This window comes from Pectobacterium sp. A5351 (genome assembly GCF_028335745.1).
In the GTDB taxonomy this organism is placed as follows: Bacteria; Pseudomonadota; Gammaproteobacteria; order Enterobacterales; family Enterobacteriaceae; genus Pectobacterium.
On record NZ_CP116477.1, the window covers coordinates 1588808 to 1612673 of the forward strand.

Below are 23866 nucleotides of genomic sequence, written 5' to 3' on the forward strand. Positions count from 1 at the left end.
TCCTTCCCGTTGGGTCGTTAGCTCAGTTGGTAGAGCAGTTGACTCTTAATCAATTGGTCGTAGGTTCGAGCCCTACACGACCCACCAACAGTTTCAATGAGTTACGATAATTGTACTGTTTTTTACTATTATTTTTCTTTTTAGTTAATTTCTCGTTAATTATATTTTCTCTTGGGTTTTCTCTTACTTTTTTCATTAATTTTTACTCTCCTAAATTTTATTCTTCTGATTTTAATCACCATTTTTTTCTTAACAGATTAGATTCTCTCGGTGTCTTTTTATTCATATGGAGCGTTAACATCGAAGGGGAATATAGCGGGGATGATAGTATTGCTGGCAGTCATCGCTCTGCTCGGTGAGAATGTGCCTCACGTGTCCTTAAGCGTCGCGAGAAAGTGCTATGCTTAACAGACGGAATGGCCGACAGAGTGTAATACTGACGCACGGTTGAGTTGCTCTAAACAATTCGAGTTGTAAGACAAAACCTTCACTTTTTGGACAACGCAAGGCACAGGCCTTTTAGGCTGAAGCACACAGAAGTATGTGTCAGTGTGCCGGGTCGCGTAGCCAGAGCCTATGCAGCTTGAGTATGATGAGTTTGCTCAGGGTTGTGTTCACATCCACTAGGGCGGCGTTTAGAGGTAGCTGAAGTTTCCTGGTTTGCCATACGCAAGTTTCTGTTTGATTTAGGAGGTTCATATGGGATTCGAAAAATTACTGGCTGTCATAGAAAAAAGTCACCAGGATCCAAAATCGGTTATCTCATTGTCTGAACTGAGTCAGGCAATCCATGAGATAATTTGTACGGAAAGTTCTAAAGAGTACAAGATAAATGAATGTTTCACCGAGCTGAGGGAACTGGTTGATGAAAGAAAAGCACTTTCGCGGAAACAGCTCCTGGATAAAGCGTTGGTGACGGAATTAACGCAATATAAAAAGAAAGAAGAAGCGCTACTTTTGAAGCTCATCCGTGTCGGAAATAAATAGACGAGCGTCTCTATTTTTTAATCAGTAGCACAATGTTAAATATCACTACACCGCCAGAGATAATTATTAAGATGGCGGTGTAGCAAATAGTGCTATTTACGGTAGCTGGTTTTGATTTGTTTAATCGTGTTATCAAAAACAGCGGCTTGCTCGGCATCTTCCAATTGAGCAATATATCTTTCCATATTGATGATAACTTTACCGGCGTCTGCCTGACCGATTGACTTTAATAACAGTGTAACCATCGCCTTCAGGCAGGTAACTTCATGGGCCAGTGTTCCGGCGGATGCGGCAGTAGAAAAGTCTGCGTTGCTCATGTTGTCTCCTCAACAAGAAAAAAGTGTTTTTCTTCGCCTGCTACGGGCGTTACCGCTAACGCGACAGGCTGAACCAGATGTCAGGAGTATACCATACAGCATGTTGTGGATTGATATTATTCGCGGATAACGCCATTTTAGTGGCTGTTTTTTATGCATTTAACTTATTAAAATAGCATCTATATTCTTGGTATTTTTTCGTGGTAAAGACTATGGATGTGTTTCGTTTAATACATATGATGTTCACTATGGACGTGCTTCACTGAATATATTATTTGTATAATAAAGCAGTAGGCGATGATAAGATTTCTAACAATACCCTGCTTACAATAGTGATTTTTTGTTGACATTTGAAATGTGAAGCCAATTGCATGCCATTTGATTTTCATTTTTTTTATACATTTTGTGCCATCGAACTGTTTATACTGTGTGGCTTATTTGAAATGTTAAGAATGTGATCGACATACACCATCAGGTTGACGATATATTGTTATGATCGAGAATATGCTTTATTCCTTCTCTGCATATTTTAAAATACTTATTCATATAAATCAGTGTTCATTATTTTTTGAAACCAACGTAGTATCACCTGCAAGCAACTTTTTATGTAAGTGTTACTCCCTTTTTTGGAGAATTATTCTTTGATTAGCGTTTTTCTTGTTGATGACCATGAACTGGTGCGGGCAGGGATACGACGCATTCTTGAGGATATCAAAGGTCTGAAAGTGGTTGGTGAGGCATGCTGTGGTGAAGATGCCGTTAAATGGTGCCGAAGCAATGACGTGGATGTTGTCCTGATGGACATGAGCATGCCGGGTATCGGTGGGCTTGAAGCAACGCGTAAAATCCTGCGTTTTACGCCAGATATAAAAGTCATCATGCTCACTATTTATACGGAGAATCCGCTACCCGCAAAAGTCATGCAGGCCGGAGCTGCGGGATATGTAAGCAAAGCTGCAGCCCCTCAGGAAGTCATCTCCGCCATTCGAGCAGTACATGCAGGCAAACGGTATATAGCTTCTGATATTGCTCAACAGATGGCACTAAGCCAGTTGGAGCCACAGACGGACGCGCCGCTGGAGTGTTTGTCTGAACGCGAATTACAGATTATGCTAATGATAACGAAGGGGCAGAAAGTGACTGAAATCTCAGAACAGCTTAATCTTAGCCCTAAAACAGTGAACAGCTATCGTTACCGTATGTTTAGCAAGCTGAATATTAACGGTGACGTAGAGTTGACTCATCTTGCTATCAAGTATGGGCTTTTTACCGCGGAGACATTGTTAAGTAGTGAGTGAGAGTTTCGATGCTTCGGCATTTTTAAAAACGGTAACGAGCCAGCCTGGTGTCTACCGTATGTATGATGCAGGCGATACGGTCATCTACGTTGGTAAGGCAAAAGACTTAAAAAAACGGCTTGCCAGCTATTTCCGCAGCCATGTCGCCAGCCGTAAAACCGAGGCATTGGTCAAAAGCATCAAGCATATTGATGTCACGATCACGCACACAGAAACTGAAGCCTTACTGCTGGAACACAACTACATCAAGCTTTATCAGCCGCGTTATAACGTCTTGCTGCGCGATGATAAATCCTACCCCATGATTTTCCTGAGTAGTGACACTCATCCGCGTCTGGCGGTGCACCGTGGTGCCAAGCATGCGAAGGGCGAGTATTTCGGCCCGTTTCCCAACGGCAATGCCGTGCGTGAAACGCTGATATTACTTCAAAAACTGTTCCCAGTACGGCAGTGCGAGAATAGCGTTTATCGCAACCGCTCTCGTCCTTGCCTGCAATATCAAATCGGTCGCTGCCTCGGGCCTTGCGTTAGCGGTTTGGTTAGCGATGAGGATTATCAGCAGCAGGTTGACTATGTTCGTCTGTTTTTGTCTGGCAAAGATCAGCAGGTACTGAATCAACTCATCTCTCGAATGGAAGCCGCTAGTCGCGATCTGAATTTTGAAGAGGCAGCCCGGATACGCGATCAGATCCAGGCGGTTCGGCGGGTGATGGAAAAACAATTTGTTTCCGGCGACGGCGAAGATCTGGATGTGATCAGTGTGGCTTTTGATGCTGGCATGGCTTGCGTCTATGTCCTGTTTATCCGACAGGGAAACGTGCTTGGCAGCCGGAGCTATTTCCCCAAAATCCCTTGTGGTACGGAATTAGGGGAAGTAGTGCAAACGTTTGTCGGGCAGTTCTATTTGCAAGGAAGCTTAGTCCGATCGCTTCCAGCAGAAGTTCTGCTTGACTTTAGCTTGCCCGATAAAGACGTGCTGATGGCATCCTTGACGGCGGTTGCGGGGAGAAAAGTGCAGATTCAGACGAAACCTCGTGGTGACCGTGCTCGCTATTTAAAACTGGCGCGGACGAATGCTGCGACTGCGTTGGTCACCAAACTGTCTCAGCAATCCACAATTCATCAGCGCTTGGATGCATTAGCAAGCGTCTTGCAACTGCCTGAAATCCATCGCATGGAGTGTTTTGACATCAGTCATATGATGGGGGAGCAAACAGTGGCGTCCTGCGTGGTATTCGATGCCAATGGTCCGTCACGTTCGGAATATCGCCGCTATAATATCAGTGGTATTACGCCCGGTGATGATTATGCGGCCATGGCGCAAGTCCTCCGACGCCGGTACGGTAAAGCGCTGGATGAAAGTAAAATACCGGATGTCATTGTCATTGATGGTGGGAAAGGGCAACTCGGTCAGGCTCAGGCCGTGTTTGACTCGTTACAAGTACCATGGGATAAAAATAAGCCTTTGCTACTTGGTGTCGCGAAGGGCAGCGATCGTAAAGCTGGGCTGGAAACCCTGTTTTTTGAAGCGACGGGCGAGGGCGTGGCCCTGCCGCCTGATTCTCCCGCGTTGCACGTTATCCAGCATATTCGCGATGATTCGCATGACCATGCGATTGGCGGGCATCGCAAAAAGAGAGCAAAAATAAAGAATACCAGTACGCTGGAGCTTATCGACGGTGTCGGCCCTAAACGTCGTCAAACCCTGCTGAAATACATGGGGGGGTTACAGCCTTTGATGAATGCCAGCATCGAGGATATTGCAAATGTTCCTGGAATTTCGCATACATTGGCAGAAAAGATCTTCCATGCATTGAAACACTAGGGACAATGTAGCAACATACTCCTAGTATCCACTCCAGTCAGATAGTTACCTAAGCGCTATGCAATTTAATATACCGACGTTGCTTACCCTGTTTCGTGTTGCTCTTATTCCGTTTTTTGTGCTGGCATTTTATCTTCCATTCGTCTGGGCACCGCTGCTTTGTGCGCTGATTTTTGTATTTGCTGCCGTGACGGATTGGTTTGATGGTTTCCTTGCCCGCCGTTGGAAACAGACCACGCGTTTTGGTGCTTTCCTCGATCCCGTTGCAGATAAAGTGATGGTGGCTGTCGCGTTGGTGCTGGTTGCGGAACACTATCATTCGTGGTGGATTACGCTGCCAGCAGCAACGATGATCGCGCGGGAAATCATTATTTCCGCCTTGCGCGAGTGGATGGCTGAAATTGGCAAAAGAAGCAGCGTTGCCGTGTCGTGGATAGGAAAGGTGAAAACTACGGCTCAGATGATGGCGCTTTTTGCTTTGCTATGGCGGCCGGAACGCATTGTTGAAGGTGTGGGTGTTGTGGCGTTGTACATCGCGGCGGTGCTCACTTTCTGGTCCATGTTCCAATATTTGAACGCGGCGCGTCACGATTTGCTTGAACCTTGATCGAAGCGCCGTAAAAACCAGCAAACGAACATGGTTGCTTGATAATTCTGTTGACTCATCGTGTCAGGTCAGTAGAATGCATCGCATCAAGAGCAACGTTGGTTTGTAAGAAGTTAGAAAAATCAGTAAGTTCTGCATTGCGGGAATAGCTCAGTTGGTAGAGCACGACCTTGCCAAGGTCGGGGTCGCGAGTTCGAGTCTCGTTTCCCGCTCCAATTTAAAACATCGGCAATAGCGGATGTTGGTCACTAAGACCTAAATATTTTGGCGCGTTAACAAAGCGGTTATGTAGCGGATTGCAAATCCGTCTAGTCCGGTTCGACTCCGGAACGCGCCTCCAAAATTTATGCCCGGGTGGTGAAATCGGTAGACACAAGGGATTTAAAATCCCTCGGCGTTCGCGCTGTGCGGGTTCAAGTCCCGCCCCGGGCACCATTGATTTAAAAAGAATTAAAACAAGCACTTATGTGCAATGTCGTAGACCGCCGAAAGGCGGTTTTTTTGTGCCTGAAAAAGGGCAAGTGGCAGCAAAATGGCAGCAGAGTGGCAGCGCTGATTTTAGGCATGAAAAAAGCGGCCAAGAATTTAGCCGCTTTTGTTAAGTAGGATTGAACAATCTACAGCGCTAAATCCAACTGATTTTCCCCCTTGTGGCTACGGGGAAAGATATTGGTGGGGACACATGCGCCAGGCGCGGGCTTCGTTTCGTTCAGTGCTTCATCAATGTGCGTCATGCTGGTAAAGCAGTAGCCGCACATCATGTTTTGGCACTGGTGATAGCTACGTCGAACCAATGGGCTAAGTTCTACGCTGGTACGTGTTTTTGCAGTTGCGCGGCACTTTGGACATTTGATCGCCATGACAACCCCTCAAACGGTTGGTGTTACTGTCATTATACACAGGCGTTGTATTAATCATCATTATCGTCTGCTGCCCAATCCGTTATTTTCACTTCAAATTCCAGCGATGTCGTAAATCCCGATTGGCTGATTTCATGTACGCAGCGTGTAATTATCCAATCGGCATTATCGATAACCGTTTTAAATCCAGACATACGGGCGTGTAATTCGGGATATAAATCGGCACGGCCTCGCGCTAACGTCATACTGAATTCTGCGGCACCACGCTGTAACGTCGACCATTTGGCCGCAGCGGCGCGTTTTGCCGCTTGCTCGGTTTTAAACGTCGAACGCATAACATAGACATTACCTTCCGTTCCCTTCAGATAATTCCCCTCTTTACTGCTTGATGCCGGTTCTTTCTTTTTAGCTGGCGTACTGGTTTTGCGTTTATTTTTTACCTTTGTCGTTTTGGTCTTGCCAAAATTCAGATCCAGCCAATACGCCGTAACGCCGGTGTACGCGTCGCGGTCAGCAACGCGGAAGCTGTGACTGTCTCCGCTACTGCGTGTAATGGTGATGGCCGGTAGTGGCTTGCCACTTTGTGAAACCGCCTGTCCTGGGACAATGAACAGCAACATACCGTTTTTTATGGTTGTGATTGCCCCAACCATTTCTGCCATGCGAGTAAGGAAGCTGATATCTGATTCATTCGTCTGGTCAGCATGATCAAGTTCCAGCTTCGCCAGCCGTTCCGTTACACCGGCTTTCAGTCCGTAACGACTGGCGATAGCAGAGACCACAAATCCGACGGTCACATTGTGCCAACTGTATTCACGCTTAACGTTAAATGTTTCTCTGAAATCCGCGCTGCGGGCGCTGATAGTCAACTGATCAGGCGGGCCACGATGCGCAATTTCATCAACCGTGAATGTCCCCTTGCTGATTAGCGGCTCATTCGCCCAGCCCAGTGCCACGGTTACCTTTGCGCCGCGCTCCGGCAGGGCTAATTTTCCGTCTGCATCGTCAAGCACCAATTCCAGTGAATCCGCTTCAAACCCGCGATTATCCGTCAGCGATAACGATATCAGCCGATCATTCAGCTCTGTAACCTGCTTATCGCCAACCCTCACCATAAACGCCGGACGGGGTGAGTATTCATCCAGTCGTCCAGAAATAGCCCCTAACGTGTCCATGATTGACATTGTTACCCCCTGATCTCTGCCTGAATACTCGCGTTACGCGCGCGTAGGGACAATCGGCGCTGGTTGTCGCGCTCCTAAAACAAAGCAAACGCCGTGCGCAACCTGTGAAATCTCGCAATCATGAAGCCGGACATTTGACCCATTGAGGCAACAGTATGGCGACTAATTATCATCACGGTGTGACCGTCCGAGAAACCACGGATCTCAGCACCATCATTAACGATATCGACTCGGCAGTGATCGGCGTGGTGTGTACCGCGGATGATGCCGATGCTGATACGTTCCCGTTAAACGAACCGGTATTGCTAACCCGCGTATCCAGCGTGTTAGGCAAAGCGGGTAAAACAGGCACGTTGCACACTACGTTAAAATGTATTTCCGATCAGGCCAGCCCTCAAACGGTGGTGATCCGTGTGGCAGATGCGGCGAATGCACAGGCAGAAGGCAATGAACCTAAACCGACGCAAGATCAGTTAGTGATCGGCGGTTCCGATGCTAACGGGCGCTATACGGGGCTGTATGCGCTGCTGTCGGCAGAGGCGCGGATTGGTGTCCGCCCACGCGTACTGGCCGTGCCGGAACTGGATACACAGGCCGTTGCCGCACAACTGGCTGTGATGGCTGAAAAGCTAAACGCATTCGCCTATGTCAGCGCGCATGACTGTGCAACCATCGCGGCAGCGAAAGCCTACCGTGAAAATTTCTCCCAGCGTGAACTGATGGTGATCTGGCCTGACTTTATCGCCTACGACACCGCTAAAGGGGAAAACGTGACCGTACCCGCGCCAGCGTTCGCGGTTGGCCTGCGCGCCAAAATTGATGCGGAAACCGGCTGGCATAAAGTGTTATCCAACGTTGCGGTAAACGGTGTGCTGGGGCTGAGCAAAGATGTGTATTTCACATTGCAAGGCACCGATACCGACGCCGACGAACTGAACAGTAACGGCATCACCACGCTGATTAAGCAGAACGGCTTTCGCTTTTGGGGATCGCGCACCTGTGACCGTGAAACCTATCTGTTTGAAAGCTATACCCGTACTGCGCAAATCCTTGCAGATACCATCGCAGAAGCCCATTTCTTCTACATTGATAAGCCGCTTACGCCCTCACTGGCAAAGGATATTGTGGACGGCATCAACCGTAAGTTAACGGCGTTGGTCACTGCTGGCCGTCTGCTGGGGGCGAATTGTTGGTATGACAAAGAAACCAACACCGGCGAAACGCTGCGCACCGGAAAATTAACCATTAAGTACAACTACACACCCGTTCCGCCATTGGAGCATTTGGATCTGGTGCAAGAGTTTACTGACGAATACTTCGCGACGTTCGCCAATACGTTCAGCGGGTAAGGGGTAAATCATGTCTCTGCCAAAAAAACTTAAATACTTCAATCTGTTTATCGACGGTGACAACTATTTCGGCCAGGTGCCGGAAGTGACACCGCCCAAACTCACGCGCAAGACGGAAGACTATCAGGCGGGCGGAATGCCTGGCTTTGTCGCGATTGACTTCGGTTTTGATGCGGGCGCGCTGGATATGGAAATCACCCTCGGCGGGCTGGATGCTGGCTTGTTGAAAAAGTGGGGCGTCTCCACTGTGGACGGTATGCAAACGCGCTTTGCAGGTTCATATCAGGATGAAGCCACAGGCGAAGCGGTGCCGTGTGAAATCCAGACGCGTGGCCGGTTTACCGAGCTTGACCCAGGCTCCGCCAAAGTGGGTGAAGATACGGCACATAAATACACCCTGAAAAATACCTACTTTAAGCTGACGATCAGCGGTGAAGAGGTCATGGAAGTGGATGTGCTGAACATGATTTATAAAGTGGCCGGTGTCGATATGCTGGAAAAACACCGCGCTAACGTTGGGCTATAGAGGAATTTTTTACCATGACTGAGAAACAAAATAACGTCGTCATTCTGCAAAACCCGATTGCGCGTAAAGGCGGTGACGTCAAAGAAGTCACTATTACTGGCGCGCTAAAGCAGGCCGGATCGCTGCGTGGGCTGAAGGTCTACGATGTGATGACGTCCGATGTGGATAGCCTGCTGACGTTGCTCCCGCGCGTTACCAGTCCGGCGCTGACGAAAGAAGAACTTACCACGATGGATACCTGGGACTTTTGCCAGCTCTCCAATGCGGTGGCCACTTTTTTGCAACCCTCTTCCCCAGCGAACGAGACGGGCGCGGTAACGGCGTAATTCACTGCCCGTTTAACTGTGTTGAAGAGGTGATGGCCGACATCGCAGCAATTTTCCATTGGTTGCCGTCGGCGATGGATGCCATGCCAGTAGATGAACTGCTGGCATGGCGCAGCCGAGCGGCCGTTAGAAGCGGAAACTCGGAATGACAGATCGCAATCTCAATATTCGCGTGGCGTTCAGCGCGATCAATAATATGGCTCGGCCCGTCAGTGCAGCACGTAGCGGCACTGCGGCGCTGGCCGATCAAATTAAATCCACGCAAAACACCCTCAACGGATTAGGACGGCAGGCCAGCAGCTTTGACCGCCTGAGCGCTGCATCGGCTAAAACAACCCGCGAACTAGAACAAGCTAAAGCCAAAGCCGCCGCGATGCGTGCCGAATTCGGTGCCGCCAGTGCGCGAACGGACGAACAAAACGCGGCACTGAAACGGCAACGTGAGCTGATCAGGCAATTATCAACGGCTCAGACCAACGAAACCGAACAGTTAACACAGCTACGGGCAGAGCTGGCGCGGCACGGCGTGATACTCGATCGCAGCCGCAGGGCAACAGACCAGATTAGCGACCAAACCGCACGCTATAACCGCCAGTTAGCGGAACAGCAACGGCGGTTGGCGGCAGTGACGCAGGCGCGTACGCGCTACGATCGGATGCAGCAGACAGCGGGGAACCTGCGCAGCACAGGTGCAATGGCAATCGGTGCCAGTGCAGCCGGTGCGTATGTCGGTGCCAGAATGATGGCCCCTAATTTGCAATCAGATAAAAGCGGCGCGGTGATTGCTGCACAAAATGCCGAAGCCCCTGCAATGGGGTCGCAGTATTCGAAAATCATTAAAGGGATCAATAGTGCCGGTGTGAGCAATGACCTTGCCCAGATCGCCAGCACCGTATCGGCGGTGCGTAGCTCACTGGGCGCATTAGGGGAAGTCGGTGAAGCGGAATTAGACCGGATCTCGCGCAAAGCGTTGGATATGCAATCTGTGCTCGGCGGCGATACAGCAGAACATATCCAGATTGCCGCCATCATGATGAAGAATGGTCTGGCTCGCAGCAGCGATGACGCATTCGATTTGATGGCGGCGGGTATGCAACGCGTATCTACCCAGATGCGCGGCGAGTTACCTGAGATATTGCATGAGTATTCAACGCATTTCAGGAACATGGGCTACAGCGGTTCTGAAGCCATGACGCTACTAGTCAATATGGCGCAGCAAGGCAAATTCGCGCTGGATAAAACGGGCGATGCCGTCAAAGAGTTCTCAATCCGTGGCTCTGATATGTCCAAGTCCAGCATCGCGGCGTATGACGCCATCGGCTTGAATGCGAAGCGCGTGTCATCAGCCATCGCCAGCGGTGGCGCACAAGCACGTAACGCGATGCAGCAAACTGCGAAGGGGTTATTGAAGATTAAAGACCCAGCAGAGCGGGCAAATGCGGCCATTGCATTATTTGGCACACCGATAGAAGACCTGTCTATCGATCAGATCCCTAATTTCCTGTCAGCGTTGGCGAACACTAAAGACCAGTTCAGTGATGTCAGCGGAACAGCCGAACGAATGGGCAGTACGTTACGCGATAACCTGTCGGGGGATATCGACAAGCTGGGTGGCGCACTGAGTGGGCTACGTTTTGCCATCTTTGAAAATGATTCAGGTATTTTGCGTACGCTGGCTCAGAGCGCTACAGGGTTAGTGAATAGCGTCCGTGAGTGGGTAACGGCTAACCCTGAGTTGGCTCAAACGCTGCTCGTTGTTGTTGGCGGTGCACTGGCGCTCACCGCAGCCATCGGCACCATTTCTCTCGCGACCGGCATATTGATGGGGCCATTTTCCAAACTGCAACTTGGCCTATCCCTGTTAAGCGGTGGCAAGGGTATTGGCACCGTTACAAGTATGTTCAGCAGGCTTAGCGGCGTTATGACGGGTAGCCTGTCCAGCACTCGCGCGTGGGGGGGCATCCTTACCAGTATACGCAGTGGCATCGGTGGTATTGGCAATATCGCTCAAGGTGCTGGCCGTGCGTTGTTGATGGTATTCACTCAGCCAGGCGCGGCGCTATCGGCGCTGGGTAATGGCATGCGGATGCTGGCGACATCTGGATTTTCTGCGCTGAGTGGGTCAGGGATGGCAGTATTTAACATCTTGCGTACTGGCTTCATGTTGTTGCTCAGCCCAATCGGCATTATCGGCGCGGCAATCGTTGCGGCAGGTGTGTTGATTTACAAATACTGGGAACCGATTAAGGCGTTTTTCAGCGGTTTTTTCAGCGGTCTGAGCGCTGGTCTTGAACCGGTTAAACAATCTTTCTCAGCGTTATCACCGATTTTTGACGGGATCGGACAGGCTATTAGTGGCGTATGGGACTGGTTCAAAAAACTGTTTGAACCGGTCAATGCCTCATCTGAATCGCTGAAACAATGCACAGAAGCGGGGAAAGTATTTGGTGAAGTGGTCGGGATGGCGATTAGTGGCGTAGTCACTGTTATTTTAAAAGTCGCTGAAGGCATTGGTTGGATACTGGAAAAATTAGGGGTGATCCCTGAAGCCGCAAATGCCGCCGTCTCTGCATCAAATGCCATGAACGGCGCAATGCCGGAAAAAGGCTATGAGCCTAAAAAACCCGTGATGTACATATGGGATGAGAAACAAAAGAAAATGGTGGCGCAGGAATGGAAGCCACAGCCCCCCAAAGAAGCCGAGGCGGTTATTAAAACCGGTGAGGCAGCAAAACCACCGGCAGGCGAAGGCAATAAGCCTAAACAAACTGGGGCGTTGCAGGACCTGACGGGGAGCAATCCCAAAACAGAAAAAACAGGCAGCACAGCAAAGACCGAAGACAAGAAAGACCCGAACAAGCTGGGTGATATCATTTTTAAAAACGTACCGCCTGCCGTCATGCTGGCGAACGGCTATAGTGAATCACAGGTTATGCCTGCACAGCCCAAAATCCCCCTACTTGAGCGGGTGAAGCAAACCGCCGGCGTGCTGGCCGCGTCTGTCCTGCCGTTCACCGTGCAACCTGCTGGGGCAGACGTTCCGGCTATCAATTCACCTGCAGCACAGATGAAAACGGCGATGTCTGCCGGTATGGCCAACACAGACAAATATGAAATCAATATCACGATTCAGGATGCACGCAGCCTTGATGAAGACAAACTCGTCGCCAGATTGCGGCGGGAAATAGACGATATTGAACGTCGTAAGCAGAGTCGCCAGCGCTCACAACTAACTGACCACGTATAGGGCTTTTATCATGATGATGATACTGGGTATGTTCGTTTTCATGCGGCAGACTGCGCCGTACCAATCCCTGAGCCATGACAGCAGTTGGAGGCATGTTAAAAATGACCGAGTCGGCAAATCCCCGCGTTATCAGTACATCGGCGCGGGTGAAGATAAAATCACGCTGGCCGGTGAACTGTATCCTGAAATAACCGGCGGTGATGTGTCACTAAACGTGCTGCAAACGATGGCCTACACAGGGAAAGCCTGGCCGCTAATCGAGGGGACGGGGAATATCTACGGTATGTATGTGATAACCAGCATCAACGAAACCCGCTCTGAGTTCTTTAATGACGGTAAAGCACGGCATATCTCATTTACGCTAAATCTTGAGCGGGTTAGCGAGGATTTGCGGGAAATGCTGGGTGATATGGATATCGGCTTACCCTTGTGACACAGACGCTTTTAACTGTGCTCGATAAAAAAAGCCCACTGTCTCGCTAACAGTGGGCTTCGCTTTCCCTGATGGCTCATTATTATTTTAAAACCAACAACATAATGACATCTGGGATGGTTATTTTATAAACGTTTATACAGATCGATTATGCGTTATTGATCGGTTGTAGCGATCAATTTACTATCCGGCACAGTCGGCCAGTTGATATCAGCACTATTCACATCAACACGGCTCAGCAACACGGCATAGGTCTGCCACACCGTCAGCGCGGCTTTCTCTTCATCGGTCGCAATGTCCAGATTGACCGCATAGGTCAGTTCATTAATGCGCGATGTTGCTGCCGCTTTACGTGAGGCTAACTCGCTCTGCGCCGCTTTTACTGTTGCCGCTGCCTGCGCTACTTTGTCGATCACCCATTTTTTCCCGTTCCAGATGTCAAACTCGGTGGCAGGTTTCAGCAACGTGGCGTTATTAGGCAATTCGCCAAACTGTGTAACCGTCTGCGGCTGGCGCGTTTCCGTGCTGTAAATGATTTGACCGCGATAGTCTGGCACCTGCTCCCATGATTTACCGTCAGCCGTTCGGCGCAATGCTTGTCCGACTGGCGGTAATTCCGGTTCGTCTGCGTAGCTGTCAGCGGGCAAACCAACACCCAGCATGACGTACTCGTAACTCGCTGACTGATATTCGCGTGTCGTTGGGTTAACGTGATAAACCGTAATCCAGCCTGCATTGATGGCTAACCCATGTTCGTTCAGTTCGGCGTTTTTGATTTGTGTTGAATAGTTGCTCATTATGCGGCTCTCACGATGTAGTTAAGTGCGATGTTGCGGGGGCGTGTTTCGTTTCCACCCGTTTCTGCGGTCGGCAACGTAAATATTGTTGGTTCGATAGTGTTACCGCCGTTTGCTATGTGGTCATTTAACGCACCGGATTCTGCGTACATTTGCCAGTCGGTCGCGTGCGAGTGCGATTTGAACATATCCGATTGCGCTGACATCAACGCCCGCCCAGCATCAACTCCACGCCCATCATCCCAGCCGCGAACGAATTCGCCGCGTAAATCAGGCAGGAAACCGCTCGGATAACGGGATGCAAGAACAGGGTATTGCACTGTGTCGAACTGTTGACCGTTGCATTTTAGCCAGCCCGCTGGCGCTACTGCGCCAGGGAACAACTGCGGCATTCCAACCAACTCAGATGTAGGCATTGCGCCGATTGTTGACGGGGTGAGGTTTCCTGAATGATATAACTTGACTGCACCTAACCATCCATTACTCGTCTTTTTACGTAACGTAAAATAGTCATACGAACCGCCCGTCATATCTTCATCAGCAAGAATCCACCCCCAATCATGCCCATCATGCCCACCCCCAGAGCGGTGGCGTACTGATAAAAACGATGCCCAGCCAGACCCTTCAAATTCAACTGAACCACATAAATTATTTCCAGAGCGGTCACATACATAGAGCCAGTCAGCAATAGTCGCAAACTTGGTCGTTATTGCGTTTCCGACAGCACCCGTTTCCATGCCGCTGCCGCCGTACTCCTTGCGCAGCGGTAACGTAAAGTCACCTTCAGTCCAGACCCTTGCAGAATTCACAAGAAGTTTACTAGCGGTGATATTCAGCAGTGATAAGGATTCGCCAGGTGCAGGCGGCGGGGCAGCAATACGGACGTTATAGTCAGTGCTTTGTTTTCCATCTGTATGAAAATCAACATAACAATATGATGGGGTGCCGTTCGTTCCGCCGTACTCAATGACATAATCACCATTTACATTAGGTTCATTGATTTCAATGATTCGAGTCGGGATACGAGTTGTACTAGCATGAGACACGACGGGCGTTACCCAGCCCTGCCAATTACCATTACTCAAGACAACACATGCCGTTCGGGACGGATTGGTCACATCTACAATGCTCAGTACGCCGAACCCGTCAGCCGATGATTTCCATTCAATAATGCTAGGACCAAAACCAGCAGGTAACCCCGTCACGTTAGCGGAATCACATTGATACAAGTCTGACGGGCGATTCGTTTTAAAATAGTCTTGGATATTGACGTCGCGTAATTGCACGGCTTTTCCGCCCCACGCAGATTCGATTATCCCGATGTTTTTACGGAACAATGCAGGATTGGGGATATCCGCGCCGTTCTGGTCTTTTGCCAACTTGCCAGCAATCGCATTCAACATCGAAGTGGAAAAGTTCGGGTCATTCCCCAGCGCGTTAGCCAGCTCTTGCAGCGTATCCAGTGCCGCAGGGGAACCGTTTACCAATGCAGCTACCGCTGCTTTTACAAAGGCTGTGGTCGCTATTTGCGTATCATTTGCCGCTGCTCCGGCGGTTGGTGCTGTCGGCGTTCCGGTCAGTGCGGGACTGACTTTTGGCGCGTATTGGGTGTGCGGATCTACCGCTGACGCATGAGCATTCAACTGATTGGCTGCATCAGCCTTAACGTTAGCAATCGCATTCAGCATCGTTATCGAAAAGTTCGGGTCATTGCCGAGCGCGTTAGCCAGTTCTTGCAGCGTATCCAGTGCGGCAGGAGAGCCGTTAACCAATGCCGCGAGTGCCGCTTTCACAAAGGCCGTGGTTGCCAGTTGCGTGTCATTCGATGCCTGCGTAGCTGTAGGTGCCGTGGGTTTACCTGTAAGGGTTGGACTGGCCTTTGGCGCGTACTGCGGGTGAGGATCAGCCGAGGCAAGGTGCAGCTTCATCAGATTATCCGCATAGGCTTTCACCTCAATCACTGCGTTATCTACATAACTCCGCGTTGCAAGCACGATAGCTGGATCGATTTTCAGCGTCACAGCATCGGTACTGCTGACAATCAGGATCATGCGCACGGTCTGGATGCGGCCGCTACCTTCCTGTAGCTGCGGCTTGTACGTCTCAGGGCAGTTGGCGATAGCAATCAAATTGCCGTCATCGTCAAACAGGCCGATTTCACGTATCCACCATCCTCCCTCGGTTTCTGGGATCACTTGCTCGGCAATAATCTGACTAGGGTTTTTCGTGTCAACACTCAGAGTGTTGATAGCCGCCCTACGTTTTTCGTTTATCAACGCGATTTGTGTCGGATTCGGTGTCGGCAATACGCCGCCGCCGTCACCCACGGCCATCTGGGTGATGTTCAGGCGGCTACCCAGCGCGGTAGCGTTAGCCAGTCTGGCCGCGCCGATGTTGGTTAACAGGGCAAAAAATTTTGCACTCATGCGGTTATGCTCACGTTGTCGATTAAATGAAGTGCTGCGCCTGTCACATCCAGACCGGACACAGTAATAGTTTCAGGGAAATAGGGATAAATGGTCAGGTCGTCACCGCCGTAGGACATGGCCGCGACATAGGCCGCGCCTTGTGTGTCGAGGTTGATATTCAGCCCCAGCAGGTGACGGGACGCGGGTTTGGCGTCGGCAATCAGCCGCTCCAGCTCGTAAAAGGTTTCTTCGGTGATTCCGCTATCCTGCACGCCAATGTCCAGCCGGAACGTGCCAGGCTCTTCGCCGTTCTGCCACCATTCGATAATTCTGATCAGGTAGCCGAACGGCTCAACAACGCGACGCAGTGCGCCGACAGTGCCTTTGTGGCGATGAATGAACCAGGCGTCTTTTATCGCCTGCCGCTTGATGATTTCAGGCCATTTTTCATCCCAACGATCAACAGAGAATGCCCATGCGAGATAGGGCAGTAGGCCTGACGGGCAGCTGTCTGGATCACATAACTGGCGTAACGGGATCGGCGTGCGGGATAATTCTGCGCAGGCTTTTGCGGCGGCAATTTCCAGATCAGACGAACCGACGGGTAACAGGCTGTTATTCATCTGAGCCCCCGACACTCAGCACCCAGCTATCGCAGTAAGACGCCTGGCTCTTATCCAGCACGATATCTTCTACAGGGCTTTCCAAATCAACGCGTTGCACGCCCTCAACATGGAGTGCGGCAAAGATGGCAGAGCGGCGAATATCACGGCCTAACCGATGCTGTGCAGTGATATACGCCTGCAATCGTGTTTCTGCTGCAATTCGGATCGGCTCAGCTTCAGGCCCTGGATAGACGTACAACGTTGCGGCAATTTCATAAGCAATGATGGCGGCGGATTGAACGGTTACACGGTCTGCAACCGGCCGCACATTCTCGGCGTTCAGTGCAGCATTAACGGCTTGCAATAGCTCATCACTGGCGCTGCCATTTCCTTCACGTGACAGCACGGTTACCGTGACGGCGGCAGGGCTGGGGCTAACTGCTCTGGCGTCAGCTACTCGCCCATCGGCACTACGTGCGTGAAACTCATAGGCTGCGGTTGGCCCCGCGACGCTTAATCCCTCAAATGCCTGTTGTGTGCGGGTGCGTAGGTCAGCATCGGATTCCATGACTGCTTCAACAGGTGGGATCGCCGTTGTATCTTCTGCGGTGATAACCAGTCGCTGCACGTTAACGTTAGCAGCAAGCTGATCAAGGTCATTTCCGGCGGCGTAGGCCAGCATGTTAGCGCTGGCCGCTTCATTAACCCGCTGGCGCAATAACAATTCATGATAAACAGACAGTTGCAGCAACTTGGTTAGCGGCTCGGATTCCAGTAATAGCGTGCGCGTGATGGCATCCCGTTGCTCGACTGGAAACAGGGCAATAAACATCGCTTTACGTTCCGCATACAACGCTTCGTAGTCCAGCGTTTCAACGACATCAGGGGCAGGCAGCAGGGATAAATCAATCAATCCGCTCATCATGCCCCCTGTAGTGAAATGGTGGCGCTAAATGCCGCCAGATTGTCTGTGCGCTGTGCCTGAAGTGTGACTGCAACGAGTCCGGCACCACGGGTTTCCAGCGTGATTTTTGTTGGGGTAATACGCGGCTCCCAACGCATTAATGCGCTGTAGATCGCTGACGTTATCTTGAGCTTGATTGCTGGCTCGTGAGGTTCGTCAATCAGCGAAAAAAGCTGTGAACCGTAACTGCGCCGCATTAGGCGGCTACCAACAGGGGTGATTAAAATATCGCGTACTGACTGGCTAATATGCTCATCATCAGTAATTGCACGTCCGTTACTGGCGTTCATGCCGATGTATTTTTCATTGCTCATTGCGGGCCGTCCGTTTGGCTACCGCCACGCTGTACGCCGCCGTGAGTATGACTGTCTACGACCACGCCGTTTGATGACATTTGGCCGCCGGTGTGGGTGATATCGCCCTGCATCGTGCCGCCTTTTTCTACGCTGAGCGTTTGCGTGCTGAGATGCTGGGTGCAAATTACTTTCGGGGTGTCCAGCGTGATAGATTCAGCCGCTTCAATGATCACCTTTTTGACGCCTTTAACGATCATCATTGAGGTGTTTGCATCATACGTTTCGCTGGCTCCATCGGGATAAACGGTGGTGTGTACCTTTTGGGTATTGCTGGGCGCACTGTGATTACGGGAATACAGGCTTAACACGATCACAGCCGTTGCCAGATCGCCGCCTGGTGCTGCGATAAGCACTTGTTCGCCTACTGACAGCGGCCACCACGATGTAGCATCACCCGCGCGGGCAACGCCCCAGCGTATCCAGTCCGTGGTATTGCCGCCGGTTTCCACTCGTGCCAAATGACGAACGAGATCGACATCGACAACCGTACCGATACGGATCAGGTTATGCAGCAGGCGGTCAAACTCATTGGAGGTCATGGCTGGCGCTCGGTAATTGATTCATAGCGCCAGTTTCATGTGTCGCGCGCGGGCGCACAACGGAAGGGGATTGTAGGGGGACGGGGACAACTAATCGGGTTGAATGAAGTCCGTGATGGTATCGGCCACCCAGTCCAGATCTGTGGGCGTTAAGCCCAGCAACTCACGAATAGGGTAACGTACGGACGAGCGTCCTATTTTGTCAGTCTCGCCGAACTGGTGAACATGGGCGATACTGGCTGCATGACCACTGAAACCAACAGCCGCGCTATTGGGTGACGTGTCGATGCGTAAAAAACGGACGGTACGCAACTTGCGGAACATCTTTTCTTTACGTGTCGGTGTAGTGGATACACTACTAACGTTAATACTGAGATAGTGATCGATGTCAGCACGCAGGAACGAGCGCAAACCACCACGCTCAACATCAAAGCCGGTAATCATTCGCTCACCGCTGCGGCCTTTGCTGCTGTGCCAGTTACGCAGCTCTCGCGCCTCCCCCTTCCACAGAAACCGGACGCCGCCCTGTGTGCGGCGCGTTTTCTTTTTGCGCCCTTCGTAAGACGAACCATCAGGATTCTTTTGCTGTGCAATCCGTTGCTGCTGGCGCTTACGCAGCCCCGTCGCGATCTGTCGTGATAAGCGACGTCGTTGATTCGCGGCCAGATGTTCGACAACAGATTGCAGATATCCATCCAACTCCCGAAACAGTGCATCGTTCTGGCTCATCATTGACCTGCTGTCGAGTCATGAACAACCATGTTGGTCACATCGCTATTTGTCAGCAGTGACCATCCGTCCATACCTTCCATCGGGTCGGGAGGCGGGTCAGCGCGATGACGAGTGTTGATTTCGCCAGCCTCATCGCGAGTGACGATAACAGCCTCATCAGCCTGGATGCGGATCAATAAATCGGCCGTACTATTACTCAGCAAATCAGCCTCAAACGTAATACCCGTTTTACGCCGTTCTGGGTTGAGTAATAAATCTGGTTGATAAATTCGCGCCCACATCAGTATTGGCACCATCAGCGTATCAATAGAATGCGGATAGTCCATTGCCAGCACTTCCAGCGTGTAGCGATATTCAAAGGAAGCAGAACGCGCACCGGTACTGATTGCATTCCCTTCCTGTACATAGACAACCAGTTGATCGGGGTTTTCCCGCAACCACGGCACCTGTTCGCTAATGGCTTTTCTCAGTAGTTCCGCTTTTAGCATGTTGTTGCTCTCTTTGTTGTTCAGCCTGTCGAATGAGCGCTTTATCTTTATTGGCGCTCTCCAGCGCAGCCAGCAGCAGACCATTCCAGCCAACGGACTGGCCGTAGGTCAGACGGTTATTGACTATTGCGCCCTGCGGCATCGGTATTACCGTCGGTGCGGTTAGGTTCGCTGGCAGGGGAACGCAAGCTATCGGCACGTAAACGGTTCGCGTAGTCGAGCAACTGCATAGCAGCGCCATCAGGCACAAACTCATCAGTGCAGACTTGACCGGCCAGCGCCTGATTAATCGTCTGACTACGTGTATCGGCATCTTGTTGTATCTGGCGTTTACCATGTTCAGCCTCACGGGACAGCGTGTTGAAGATTTGAAAGGTACGTTGCTGATTGTTAATAACCTGCTCGGCGCTGTCCCGCTCGTTGATTAAGGTTGCCACTTCGCCGGAAAGGCGCCGTGATTCTTGTCGATAGTAGCCAGCCAGTGCGATAGCAGTGATAAACAGCAGCGCGGCGGCTAATGTCGCTATAACTTTTCCAGACATAGCACTCTCTCGGCCTCGCGGCGGTTGGTTAACCCCTGCCAGACCTGACCAGCGGCTTTATTCCAGCGGCGTAATTCGTTACATGCGCCGGTGAGATCGCCACGGTTCAGTTTTTTAAGCAGGGTCGAACGCTCAAATGCCCCCGTCCCGACGTTGTAGATAAAACTTGCCAGTGCAGCGCGCTGTAACTCACTGAGTGGAACCGTAACTAACCGATCGATGGCATGAAAAGCAGGCTTTAAATCCTGCTGTAACAATGCTTCGCACTCAGCATCTGTTTTGTAGTCGCCGGCCTTTACATCACCGGTATGCCCGTAGCAAATTGTCCAGACTCCCGCGATATCACGGTAAGCGGTGTTCTCTTTGCCCTCAAAAAAGCCAACAAAGACGGTAGCTATCGCCAATGCGCACGCGGTAACGACGGGAATGATTCGCTGTTTCAGTACTTCAGGTAACATCGCGACCTCTACGCCCTGTTTCCTGCCCATTCATCACGCGCAAAGCGTCCAACGTTTCTGGCAGATTTTCATGATCAACTTTCCTGACCAGCTCTCGCATTAAGTCTGTGCGCTGTGCCTGGTCACGCTCTATGTTCTTTTTGTGGTTGCGGTTCACCCAAAACGTGAGCAACCCGATAGCAATCCCTATTAGTGTTGCCCAGTCGCTCAGCGTCATTCGTCCTGCGGTAGCGATCAGCGTGGCAAGTAGATAGGTGATTGCCGATGCCACGCGATCTGTCGTCAGTCCCATAGCTGTATGATTTCCTGTTGTGTTGCTGCGGTGACGTCTGGCAGCGTGACCAGCAGGCCAGCCGGTAACAGTGGCCCACGTTCGCACAAGCCCGGATTGGCCGCGTAAACCCCTTCCGTAACACCGTCTGTTCTGCCGTAGTAGCGCCAGCACAGTAGATCGACGGTGTCATTTTGCTGCGCACGAACCTCCATCAGACCAACTCAGCCAGACCACGATTAACGCCGAGGATGTCGCGTATTGCCCAGCGGCCGTCGCGCCACAGCGTGTCAATCTGTGAACTCAACGCCTCTGCGTGTTTTTCCCCTTCGCGCGTGGTGTCGATATCACGGTAGCCCTCTATCAACAGCGCTTTGGTGATGGAATACACCGCACGGCGATAGCGCCAGACCAAAACGGACTCGCCATTGATCTGGTCGATTTCGCCAGCGCTATCGGGTTTAACCTCTGACAGAACGGCAAAACCACGTTGTTCCTGACTGCTTCGCCAGTCTGCTAACTGGCCGTTAACGTGTGCTACCGCTTCGATAGCCTTATCCATCAGGCGATCCGTCGTCACCTGACCATCGAGACGCATCGCACGACGCAGGGCAGACAGGACAATCACCGGCCAGAATGCATGGCTCGTCACTGTCGCATCCCCATCGTTGATGGTTTCCTGCGTGGCTGGCCTTACCGGCTCTGTGGCAATCAGGCTCATGGCATTACCTCAAAAGACAGGCGGTGGACGACGCAATACGACACAATAAATTGCCCGTATTACGCCGTGCCGCCTGGTGCGCGGGGGCACGTTGGGTTACGACGCGCTTTTTTTGGCGCGTGGTGTCGTAGTTCGTGATGCTTTCGCCGTCGATTTACGCGGCGCTCTCGTTGCTTTGGCTACTGGCTTGTCGGCTGGTTTATCCGCAGGTGGCGAAGGTGGGGCGTCCGTGTTTTCTGCCCCCGTTTCTGGCTCAGTTGCTTTCTTGAGCGCCCGCCCCAGTAGCTCGATGTCGCGTTTAACCCCGATGCCATCAAACAGCGTGACAGCGCGTTGCAACCAGTCGCGCGCGGCGCTCAGCTCGTTGGTATCCAAACGCAGGGTGTAGCCCAACGTCTTGTAAAGTTTGGCGCGCACCTGATCAGGCATGTCTTCGCTAGCGGTAAGCCGTTCCAATTGCAACAGCAGGTCAGCAGCCAGAGGCGCAACGCTAACATCGGTTTTAAACGCTGCCAGTGCGGGATCGCAAATCTCATCAACCAGCGCAGTGGCAACCGTGCGGGTGTACTGGTCGGGCATTGGCAGGCGATGGCGCAGGACATAATCAGCAATACGCAGCGCATCACCCACCAATCCAGCATCAATCGACCAGATCATGATTGTGGTCAGCACTTCATCAGCGTGGCCGCTATCTGCCGCCAATACGCCATTAACCCAGCCCTGATAGTCGGGTAGCAGTTCGCGCTTTAGTTCGGCCTTTGTCGTGGCAGACTGCACCTGGCTTAAACGGGATTTATCCATCCTCAGCCGATGCAATTGCTGTTCGTAGGCGGTGCGCTCAACATCACCGCCGTTTGATTTGCCGTGGCGCTGGGCCATGACAGTTTGAAAATGTCGCTGCGCAGGTGTCAGCATGATGCCCCCTTGATGCAGGCCGAGCGTTATCGGCCTGCTTGCCGTTGAAATTAGCCTTGTGCCGCTTCAGCAAACGTAATGCCTTCAATCAGGCACCCTGTGCCGTAGTCTTCAATGACATAGGCGTCATTGGATGACTCATAGGTCGCAATACGATTGAGCTCAGGCTCATCACGCACGGCACGGCGCTGCTTATCTTCCTGCCAGTAGATCGACAGGTTGCTAAACGGGGTGACGAACATACTGCCGTCGGGGAAGAACGGCGCAATGAAGGTCGGCAGGTTGCCGACAGCCTTACGCGATACCAGCAACTGACCGGCCAACGCTTCAGAGTTGGGGTTGTTGGTATTGATGGCGTTAATCAGTGGGTATTCTTTGCTGACCATGATCTGACGACCACAAATGACCACTAAATCTTGTGATGACTTAAACCACTCATCCAGCAGCGAGTTAACGGCGTCATAGATCACGGCGTCGAGGTTGCCATAATCGCCTTTCGCGATGATTTTATTTTCATCATCACGGCTGGTGACGGTGATATTTTTCATTACGCGCTGTGCGGCATGGAGACGATATTTCTCCAGCCAGCCGATATTCACATCCTGCAACAGCGGATTGTTTGCCAGATCGGATTTAGCGGCACGCGACGTACCGTTAAAACCAATCATGATACGGTCGAGCGCCTTACGCTTGATGATCTGGTTGCTAATGCGCTGTTGGAAGTCGGGGAACTTGGCCCACATATCCAACTGCGGGTAGCTGATAAAGGTATCCGTATTAGTTTGCTCACAGCGGAATTTATCATCATCCAGCGTGTGAACCGATTTCGGTTCACGCCGCTCGGTGCTTGATGTGTTTGAACTTGAAATAGGGCCGCTGATACCTAACCCCAGCTTTTGCCCCTCTTGATCGGATACACCGGTGATGTTGATTTTTTGCAGCAATTCACTGGATTGCTGAACCTTATCTTCCAGCTTTTGCTGGATTGACGGTGCAACACTGAACTGCTTGGTAACATGATCAGGTTGGACGCCGTTAAGCTCAGCCTGGCGGTTAATGTAAGCGTCGTACAAAACGCGGGTTTCATTCTTCATGTTAGGTTCCTGCGATA

General features: G+C 51.3%; 29 protein-coding genes and 4 tRNA genes. 14 read left to right on the forward strand and 19 right to left on the reverse strand.

The genetic code is table 11. The annotated features are described in order from the left end of the window. The first annotated feature begins 11 nt into the window (after window positions 1-11). Window positions 12-87 (forward strand) — tRNA-Lys (locus O1Q74_RS07580). Window positions 88-699: 612 nt separating this feature from the next. Then, window positions 700-987, forward strand: a complete 288-nt coding sequence (locus O1Q74_RS07585; protein ID WP_271877712.1) for a hypothetical protein — start codon at window positions 700-702, stop codon at window positions 985-987. Window positions 988-1079: 92 nt separating this feature from the next. Here the strand turns inward: O1Q74_RS07585 and O1Q74_RS07590 are convergent, their stop codons facing one another. Next, a complete protein-coding gene (locus O1Q74_RS07590; protein ID WP_271877713.1) occupies window positions 1080-1304 on the reverse strand; it encodes a DUF2594 family protein in 225 nt (74 codons plus the stop codon). Window positions 1305-1945: 641 nt separating this feature from the next. On the opposite strand from O1Q74_RS07590, the gene uvrY reads away from it, so the two are divergent. The 6 genes from uvrY to O1Q74_RS07620 all read left to right on the forward strand — a co-directional run bounded on the left by uvrY (window position 1946) and on the right by O1Q74_RS07620 (window position 5469). Continuing rightward, window positions 1946-2602, forward strand: coding sequence for a UvrY/SirA/GacA family response regulator transcription factor (gene uvrY, locus O1Q74_RS07595; RefSeq protein ID WP_271877715.1), 657 nt, complete (start codon window positions 1946-1948; stop codon window positions 2600-2602). Then, complete coding sequence (gene uvrC / locus O1Q74_RS07600) at window positions 2595-4427, forward strand: excinuclease ABC subunit UvrC (RefSeq protein WP_271877716.1); 1833 nt, start codon at window positions 2595-2597, stop codon at window positions 4425-4427. The genes uvrY and uvrC overlap by 8 nt, the downstream gene beginning before the upstream one ends. 58 nt (window positions 4428-4485) lie before the next feature. Then, window positions 4486-5034 carry a CDP-diacylglycerol--glycerol-3-phosphate 3-phosphatidyltransferase gene (gene pgsA / locus O1Q74_RS07605; protein ID WP_271877718.1) on the forward strand — a complete coding sequence of 183 codons (549 nt, stop codon included), beginning with the start codon at window positions 4486-4488 and terminating at the stop codon, window positions 5032-5034. A gap of 139 nt (window positions 5035-5173) precedes the next feature. Beyond that, window positions 5174-5249: transfer RNA gene (locus O1Q74_RS07610), tRNA-Gly, on the forward strand. 51 nt (window positions 5250-5300) lie between these two features. Then, window positions 5301-5374, forward strand: a tRNA-Cys gene (locus tag O1Q74_RS07615). An 8-nt stretch (window positions 5375-5382) separates the two neighbouring features. Further along, a tRNA-Leu gene (locus tag O1Q74_RS07620) sits at window positions 5383-5469 on the forward strand. A 182-nt stretch (window positions 5470-5651) separates the two neighbouring features. Here the strand turns inward: O1Q74_RS07620 and O1Q74_RS07625 are convergent. Continuing rightward, window positions 5652-5894 carry an ogr/Delta-like zinc finger family protein gene (locus O1Q74_RS07625; protein WP_015840867.1) on the reverse strand — a complete coding sequence of 81 codons (243 nt, stop codon included), beginning with the start codon at window positions 5892-5894 and terminating at the stop codon, window positions 5652-5654. A gap of 50 nt (window positions 5895-5944) precedes the next feature. Next, complete coding sequence (locus tag O1Q74_RS07630; RefSeq protein WP_271877720.1) at window positions 5945-7078, reverse strand: phage late control D family protein; 1134 nt, start codon at window positions 7076-7078, stop codon at window positions 5945-5947. 155 nt (window positions 7079-7233) lie between these two features. Between O1Q74_RS07630 and O1Q74_RS07635 the strand changes: the two genes are divergently transcribed. The 6 genes from O1Q74_RS07635 (at window position 7234) to O1Q74_RS07660 (ending at window position 12959) form a co-directional block, all read left to right on the forward strand. Further along, the gene (locus O1Q74_RS07635) at window positions 7234-8427 is read left to right on the forward strand and encodes a phage tail sheath protein (RefSeq protein WP_271877722.1); all 1194 of its coding nucleotides are present in this window, start codon (window positions 7234-7236) and stop codon (window positions 8425-8427) included. Window positions 8428-8437: 10 nt separating this feature from the next. Next, a complete protein-coding gene (locus O1Q74_RS07640) occupies window positions 8438-8953 on the forward strand; it encodes a phage major tail tube protein (RefSeq protein WP_271877724.1) in 516 nt (171 codons plus the stop codon). Between the two features lie 14 nt (window positions 8954-8967). After that, complete coding sequence (locus tag O1Q74_RS07645) at window positions 8968-9279, forward strand: phage tail assembly protein (protein WP_044209207.1); 312 nt, start codon at window positions 8968-8970, stop codon at window positions 9277-9279. Between the two features lie 83 nt (window positions 9280-9362). Next, window positions 9363-9428: a GpE family phage tail protein gene (locus tag O1Q74_RS20340; protein WP_228925434.1), complete on the forward strand. Its 66-nt coding sequence runs from the start codon at window positions 9363-9365 to the stop codon at window positions 9426-9428. Beyond that, entirely contained in the window at window positions 9425-12526 is a 3102-nt protein-coding gene (locus tag O1Q74_RS07655) for a phage tail tape measure protein (RefSeq protein WP_271877727.1), read from the forward strand. Before O1Q74_RS20340 ends, O1Q74_RS07655 begins: the two co-directional genes overlap by 4 nt. 10 nt (window positions 12527-12536) lie before the next feature. Continuing rightward, the gene (locus O1Q74_RS07660; protein ID WP_271877729.1) at window positions 12537-12959 is read left to right on the forward strand and encodes a phage tail protein; all 423 of its coding nucleotides are present in this window, start codon (window positions 12537-12539) and stop codon (window positions 12957-12959) included. 155 nt (window positions 12960-13114) lie between these two features. Here O1Q74_RS07660 and O1Q74_RS07665 read toward each other — a convergent pair whose 3' ends face one another. The 16 genes from O1Q74_RS07665 to O1Q74_RS07740 form a co-directional block, all read right to left on the reverse strand. Then, window positions 13115-13756, reverse strand: coding sequence for a tail fiber assembly protein (locus O1Q74_RS07665; RefSeq protein ID WP_271877731.1), 642 nt, complete (start codon window positions 13754-13756; stop codon window positions 13115-13117). After that, complete coding sequence (locus O1Q74_RS07670; RefSeq protein WP_271877733.1) at window positions 13756-16182, reverse strand: phage tail protein; 2427 nt, start codon at window positions 16180-16182, stop codon at window positions 13756-13758. Before O1Q74_RS07670 ends, O1Q74_RS07665 begins: the two co-directional genes overlap by 1 nt. Further along, a complete protein-coding gene (locus O1Q74_RS07675) occupies window positions 16179-16787 on the reverse strand; it encodes a phage tail protein I (protein ID WP_271877735.1) in 609 nt (202 codons plus the stop codon). The genes O1Q74_RS07670 and O1Q74_RS07675 overlap by 4 nt, the downstream gene beginning before the upstream one ends. Then, the gene (locus O1Q74_RS07680; RefSeq protein ID WP_271877737.1) at window positions 16780-17691 is read right to left on the reverse strand and encodes a baseplate assembly protein; all 912 of its coding nucleotides are present in this window, start codon (window positions 17689-17691) and stop codon (window positions 16780-16782) included. The genes O1Q74_RS07675 and O1Q74_RS07680 overlap by 8 nt, the downstream gene beginning before the upstream one ends. Beyond that, window positions 17691-18047 (reverse strand): GPW/gp25 family protein, encoded by a 357-nt coding sequence (locus O1Q74_RS07685; RefSeq protein WP_271877739.1) that lies wholly within the window; start codon window positions 18045-18047, stop codon window positions 17691-17693. The genes O1Q74_RS07680 and O1Q74_RS07685 overlap by 1 nt, the downstream gene beginning before the upstream one ends. Beyond that, complete coding sequence (locus tag O1Q74_RS07690) at window positions 18044-18628, reverse strand: phage baseplate assembly protein V (protein ID WP_271877741.1); 585 nt, start codon at window positions 18626-18628, stop codon at window positions 18044-18046. The genes O1Q74_RS07685 and O1Q74_RS07690 overlap by 4 nt, the downstream gene beginning before the upstream one ends. Before the next feature lie 90 nt (window positions 18629-18718). Further along, window positions 18719-19357, reverse strand: coding sequence for a phage virion morphogenesis protein (locus O1Q74_RS07695; RefSeq protein ID WP_271877743.1), 639 nt, complete (start codon window positions 19355-19357; stop codon window positions 18719-18721). Next, complete coding sequence (locus O1Q74_RS07700) at window positions 19357-19848, reverse strand: phage tail protein (RefSeq protein ID WP_271877744.1); 492 nt, start codon at window positions 19846-19848, stop codon at window positions 19357-19359. The genes O1Q74_RS07695 and O1Q74_RS07700 overlap by 1 nt, the downstream gene beginning before the upstream one ends. After that, entirely contained in the window at window positions 19814-20047 is a 234-nt protein-coding gene (lysC, locus tag O1Q74_RS07705; RefSeq protein ID WP_442953130.1) for an Rz1-like lysis system protein LysC, read from the reverse strand. Before lysC ends, O1Q74_RS07700 begins: the two co-directional genes overlap by 35 nt. Continuing rightward, window positions 19965-20390: a hypothetical protein gene (locus tag O1Q74_RS07710; RefSeq protein WP_271877748.1), complete on the reverse strand. Its 426-nt coding sequence runs from the start codon at window positions 20388-20390 to the stop codon at window positions 19965-19967. Before O1Q74_RS07710 ends, lysC begins: the two co-directional genes overlap by 83 nt. After that, on the reverse strand, window positions 20372-20848 hold the full coding sequence (locus O1Q74_RS07715; protein ID WP_271877750.1) for a lysozyme: 477 nt from the start codon (window positions 20846-20848) through the stop codon (window positions 20372-20374). Before O1Q74_RS07715 ends, O1Q74_RS07710 begins: the two co-directional genes overlap by 19 nt. After that, complete coding sequence (locus O1Q74_RS07720) at window positions 20838-21140, reverse strand: HP1 family phage holin (protein ID WP_039490566.1); 303 nt, start codon at window positions 21138-21140, stop codon at window positions 20838-20840. The genes O1Q74_RS07715 and O1Q74_RS07720 overlap by 11 nt, the downstream gene beginning before the upstream one ends. Beyond that, window positions 21131-21334 carry a tail protein X gene (locus O1Q74_RS07725; protein WP_015840847.1) on the reverse strand — a complete coding sequence of 68 codons (204 nt, stop codon included), beginning with the start codon at window positions 21332-21334 and terminating at the stop codon, window positions 21131-21133. The genes O1Q74_RS07720 and O1Q74_RS07725 overlap by 10 nt, the downstream gene beginning before the upstream one ends. Next, window positions 21334-21840: a head completion/stabilization protein gene (locus O1Q74_RS07730; RefSeq protein WP_271877753.1), complete on the reverse strand. Its 507-nt coding sequence runs from the start codon at window positions 21838-21840 to the stop codon at window positions 21334-21336. Before O1Q74_RS07730 ends, O1Q74_RS07725 begins: the two co-directional genes overlap by 1 nt. Before the next feature lie 96 nt (window positions 21841-21936). After that, on the reverse strand, window positions 21937-22755 hold the full coding sequence (gene gpM / locus O1Q74_RS07735; protein ID WP_271877755.1) for a phage terminase small subunit: 819 nt from the start codon (window positions 22753-22755) through the stop codon (window positions 21937-21939). Window positions 22756-22805: 50 nt separating this feature from the next. Next, entirely contained in the window at window positions 22806-23849 is a 1044-nt protein-coding gene (locus O1Q74_RS07740; RefSeq protein WP_271877756.1) for a phage major capsid protein, P2 family, read from the reverse strand. Between the last annotated feature and the right edge of the window lie 17 nt (window positions 23850-23866).

Bases quoted from the DNA above. Each gene is read 5' to 3' on its own strand.
- O1Q74_RS07710 (WP_271877748.1), bottom strand. From the start codon at position 20,390: ATGTCTGGAAAAGTTATAGCGACATTAGCCGCCGCGCTGCTGTTTATC.
- O1Q74_RS07675 (WP_271877735.1), bottom strand. From the start codon at position 16,787: ATGAATAACAGCCTGTTACCCGTCGGTTCGTCTGATCTGGAAATTGCC.
- O1Q74_RS07655 (WP_271877727.1), top strand. From the start codon at position 9,425: ATGACAGATCGCAATCTCAATATTCGCGTGGCGTTCAGCGCGATCAAT.
- O1Q74_RS07665 (WP_271877731.1), bottom strand. From the start codon at position 13,756: ATGAGCAACTATTCAACACAAATCAAAAACGCCGAACTGAACGAACAT.
- O1Q74_RS07645 (WP_044209207.1), top strand. From the start codon at position 8,968: ATGACTGAGAAACAAAATAACGTCGTCATTCTGCAAAACCCGATTGCG.
- O1Q74_RS07660 (WP_271877729.1), top strand. From the start codon at position 12,537: ATGATGATGATACTGGGTATGTTCGTTTTCATGCGGCAGACTGCGCCG.
- O1Q74_RS07585 (WP_271877712.1), top strand. From the start codon at position 700: ATGGGATTCGAAAAATTACTGGCTGTCATAGAAAAAAGTCACCAGGAT.
- O1Q74_RS07630 (WP_271877720.1), bottom strand. From the start codon at position 7,078: ATGTCAATCATGGACACGTTAGGGGCTATTTCTGGACGACTGGATGAA.
- O1Q74_RS07685 (WP_271877739.1), bottom strand. From the start codon at position 18,047: ATGAGCAATGAAAAATACATCGGCATGAACGCCAGTAACGGACGTGCA.
- gpM (WP_271877755.1), bottom strand. From the start codon at position 22,755: ATGCTGACACCTGCGCAGCGACATTTTCAAACTGTCATGGCCCAGCGC.
- pgsA (WP_271877718.1), top strand. From the start codon at position 4,486: ATGCAATTTAATATACCGACGTTGCTTACCCTGTTTCGTGTTGCTCTT.
- O1Q74_RS07720 (WP_039490566.1), bottom strand. From the start codon at position 21,140: ATGGGACTGACGACAGATCGCGTGGCATCGGCAATCACCTATCTACTT.
- O1Q74_RS07725 (WP_015840847.1), bottom strand. From the start codon at position 21,334: ATGGAGGTTCGTGCGCAGCAAAATGACACCGTCGATCTACTGTGCTGG.
- O1Q74_RS07690 (WP_271877741.1), bottom strand. From the start codon at position 18,628: ATGACCTCCAATGAGTTTGACCGCCTGCTGCATAACCTGATCCGTATC.
- O1Q74_RS07625 (WP_015840867.1), bottom strand. From the start codon at position 5,894: ATGGCGATCAAATGTCCAAAGTGCCGCGCAACTGCAAAAACACGTACC.
- O1Q74_RS07670 (WP_271877733.1), bottom strand. From the start codon at position 16,182: ATGAGTGCAAAATTTTTTGCCCTGTTAACCAACATCGGCGCGGCCAGA.
- O1Q74_RS07680 (WP_271877737.1), bottom strand. From the start codon at position 17,691: ATGAGCGGATTGATTGATTTATCCCTGCTGCCTGCCCCTGATGTCGTT.
- O1Q74_RS07715 (WP_271877750.1), bottom strand. From the start codon at position 20,848: ATGTTACCTGAAGTACTGAAACAGCGAATCATTCCCGTCGTTACCGCG.
- O1Q74_RS07695 (WP_271877743.1), bottom strand. From the start codon at position 19,357: ATGAGCCAGAACGATGCACTGTTTCGGGAGTTGGATGGATATCTGCAA.
- O1Q74_RS07740 (WP_271877756.1), bottom strand. From the start codon at position 23,849: ATGAAGAATGAAACCCGCGTTTTGTACGACGCTTACATTAACCGCCAG.
- O1Q74_RS07590 (WP_271877713.1), bottom strand. From the start codon at position 1,304: ATGAGCAACGCAGACTTTTCTACTGCCGCATCCGCCGGAACACTGGCC.
- O1Q74_RS07635 (WP_271877722.1), top strand. From the start codon at position 7,234: ATGGCGACTAATTATCATCACGGTGTGACCGTCCGAGAAACCACGGAT.
- O1Q74_RS07730 (WP_271877753.1), bottom strand. From the start codon at position 21,840: ATGAGCCTGATTGCCACAGAGCCGGTAAGGCCAGCCACGCAGGAAACC.
- O1Q74_RS07700 (WP_271877744.1), bottom strand. From the start codon at position 19,848: ATGCTAAAAGCGGAACTACTGAGAAAAGCCATTAGCGAACAGGTGCCG.
- O1Q74_RS07640 (WP_271877724.1), top strand. From the start codon at position 8,438: ATGTCTCTGCCAAAAAAACTTAAATACTTCAATCTGTTTATCGACGGT.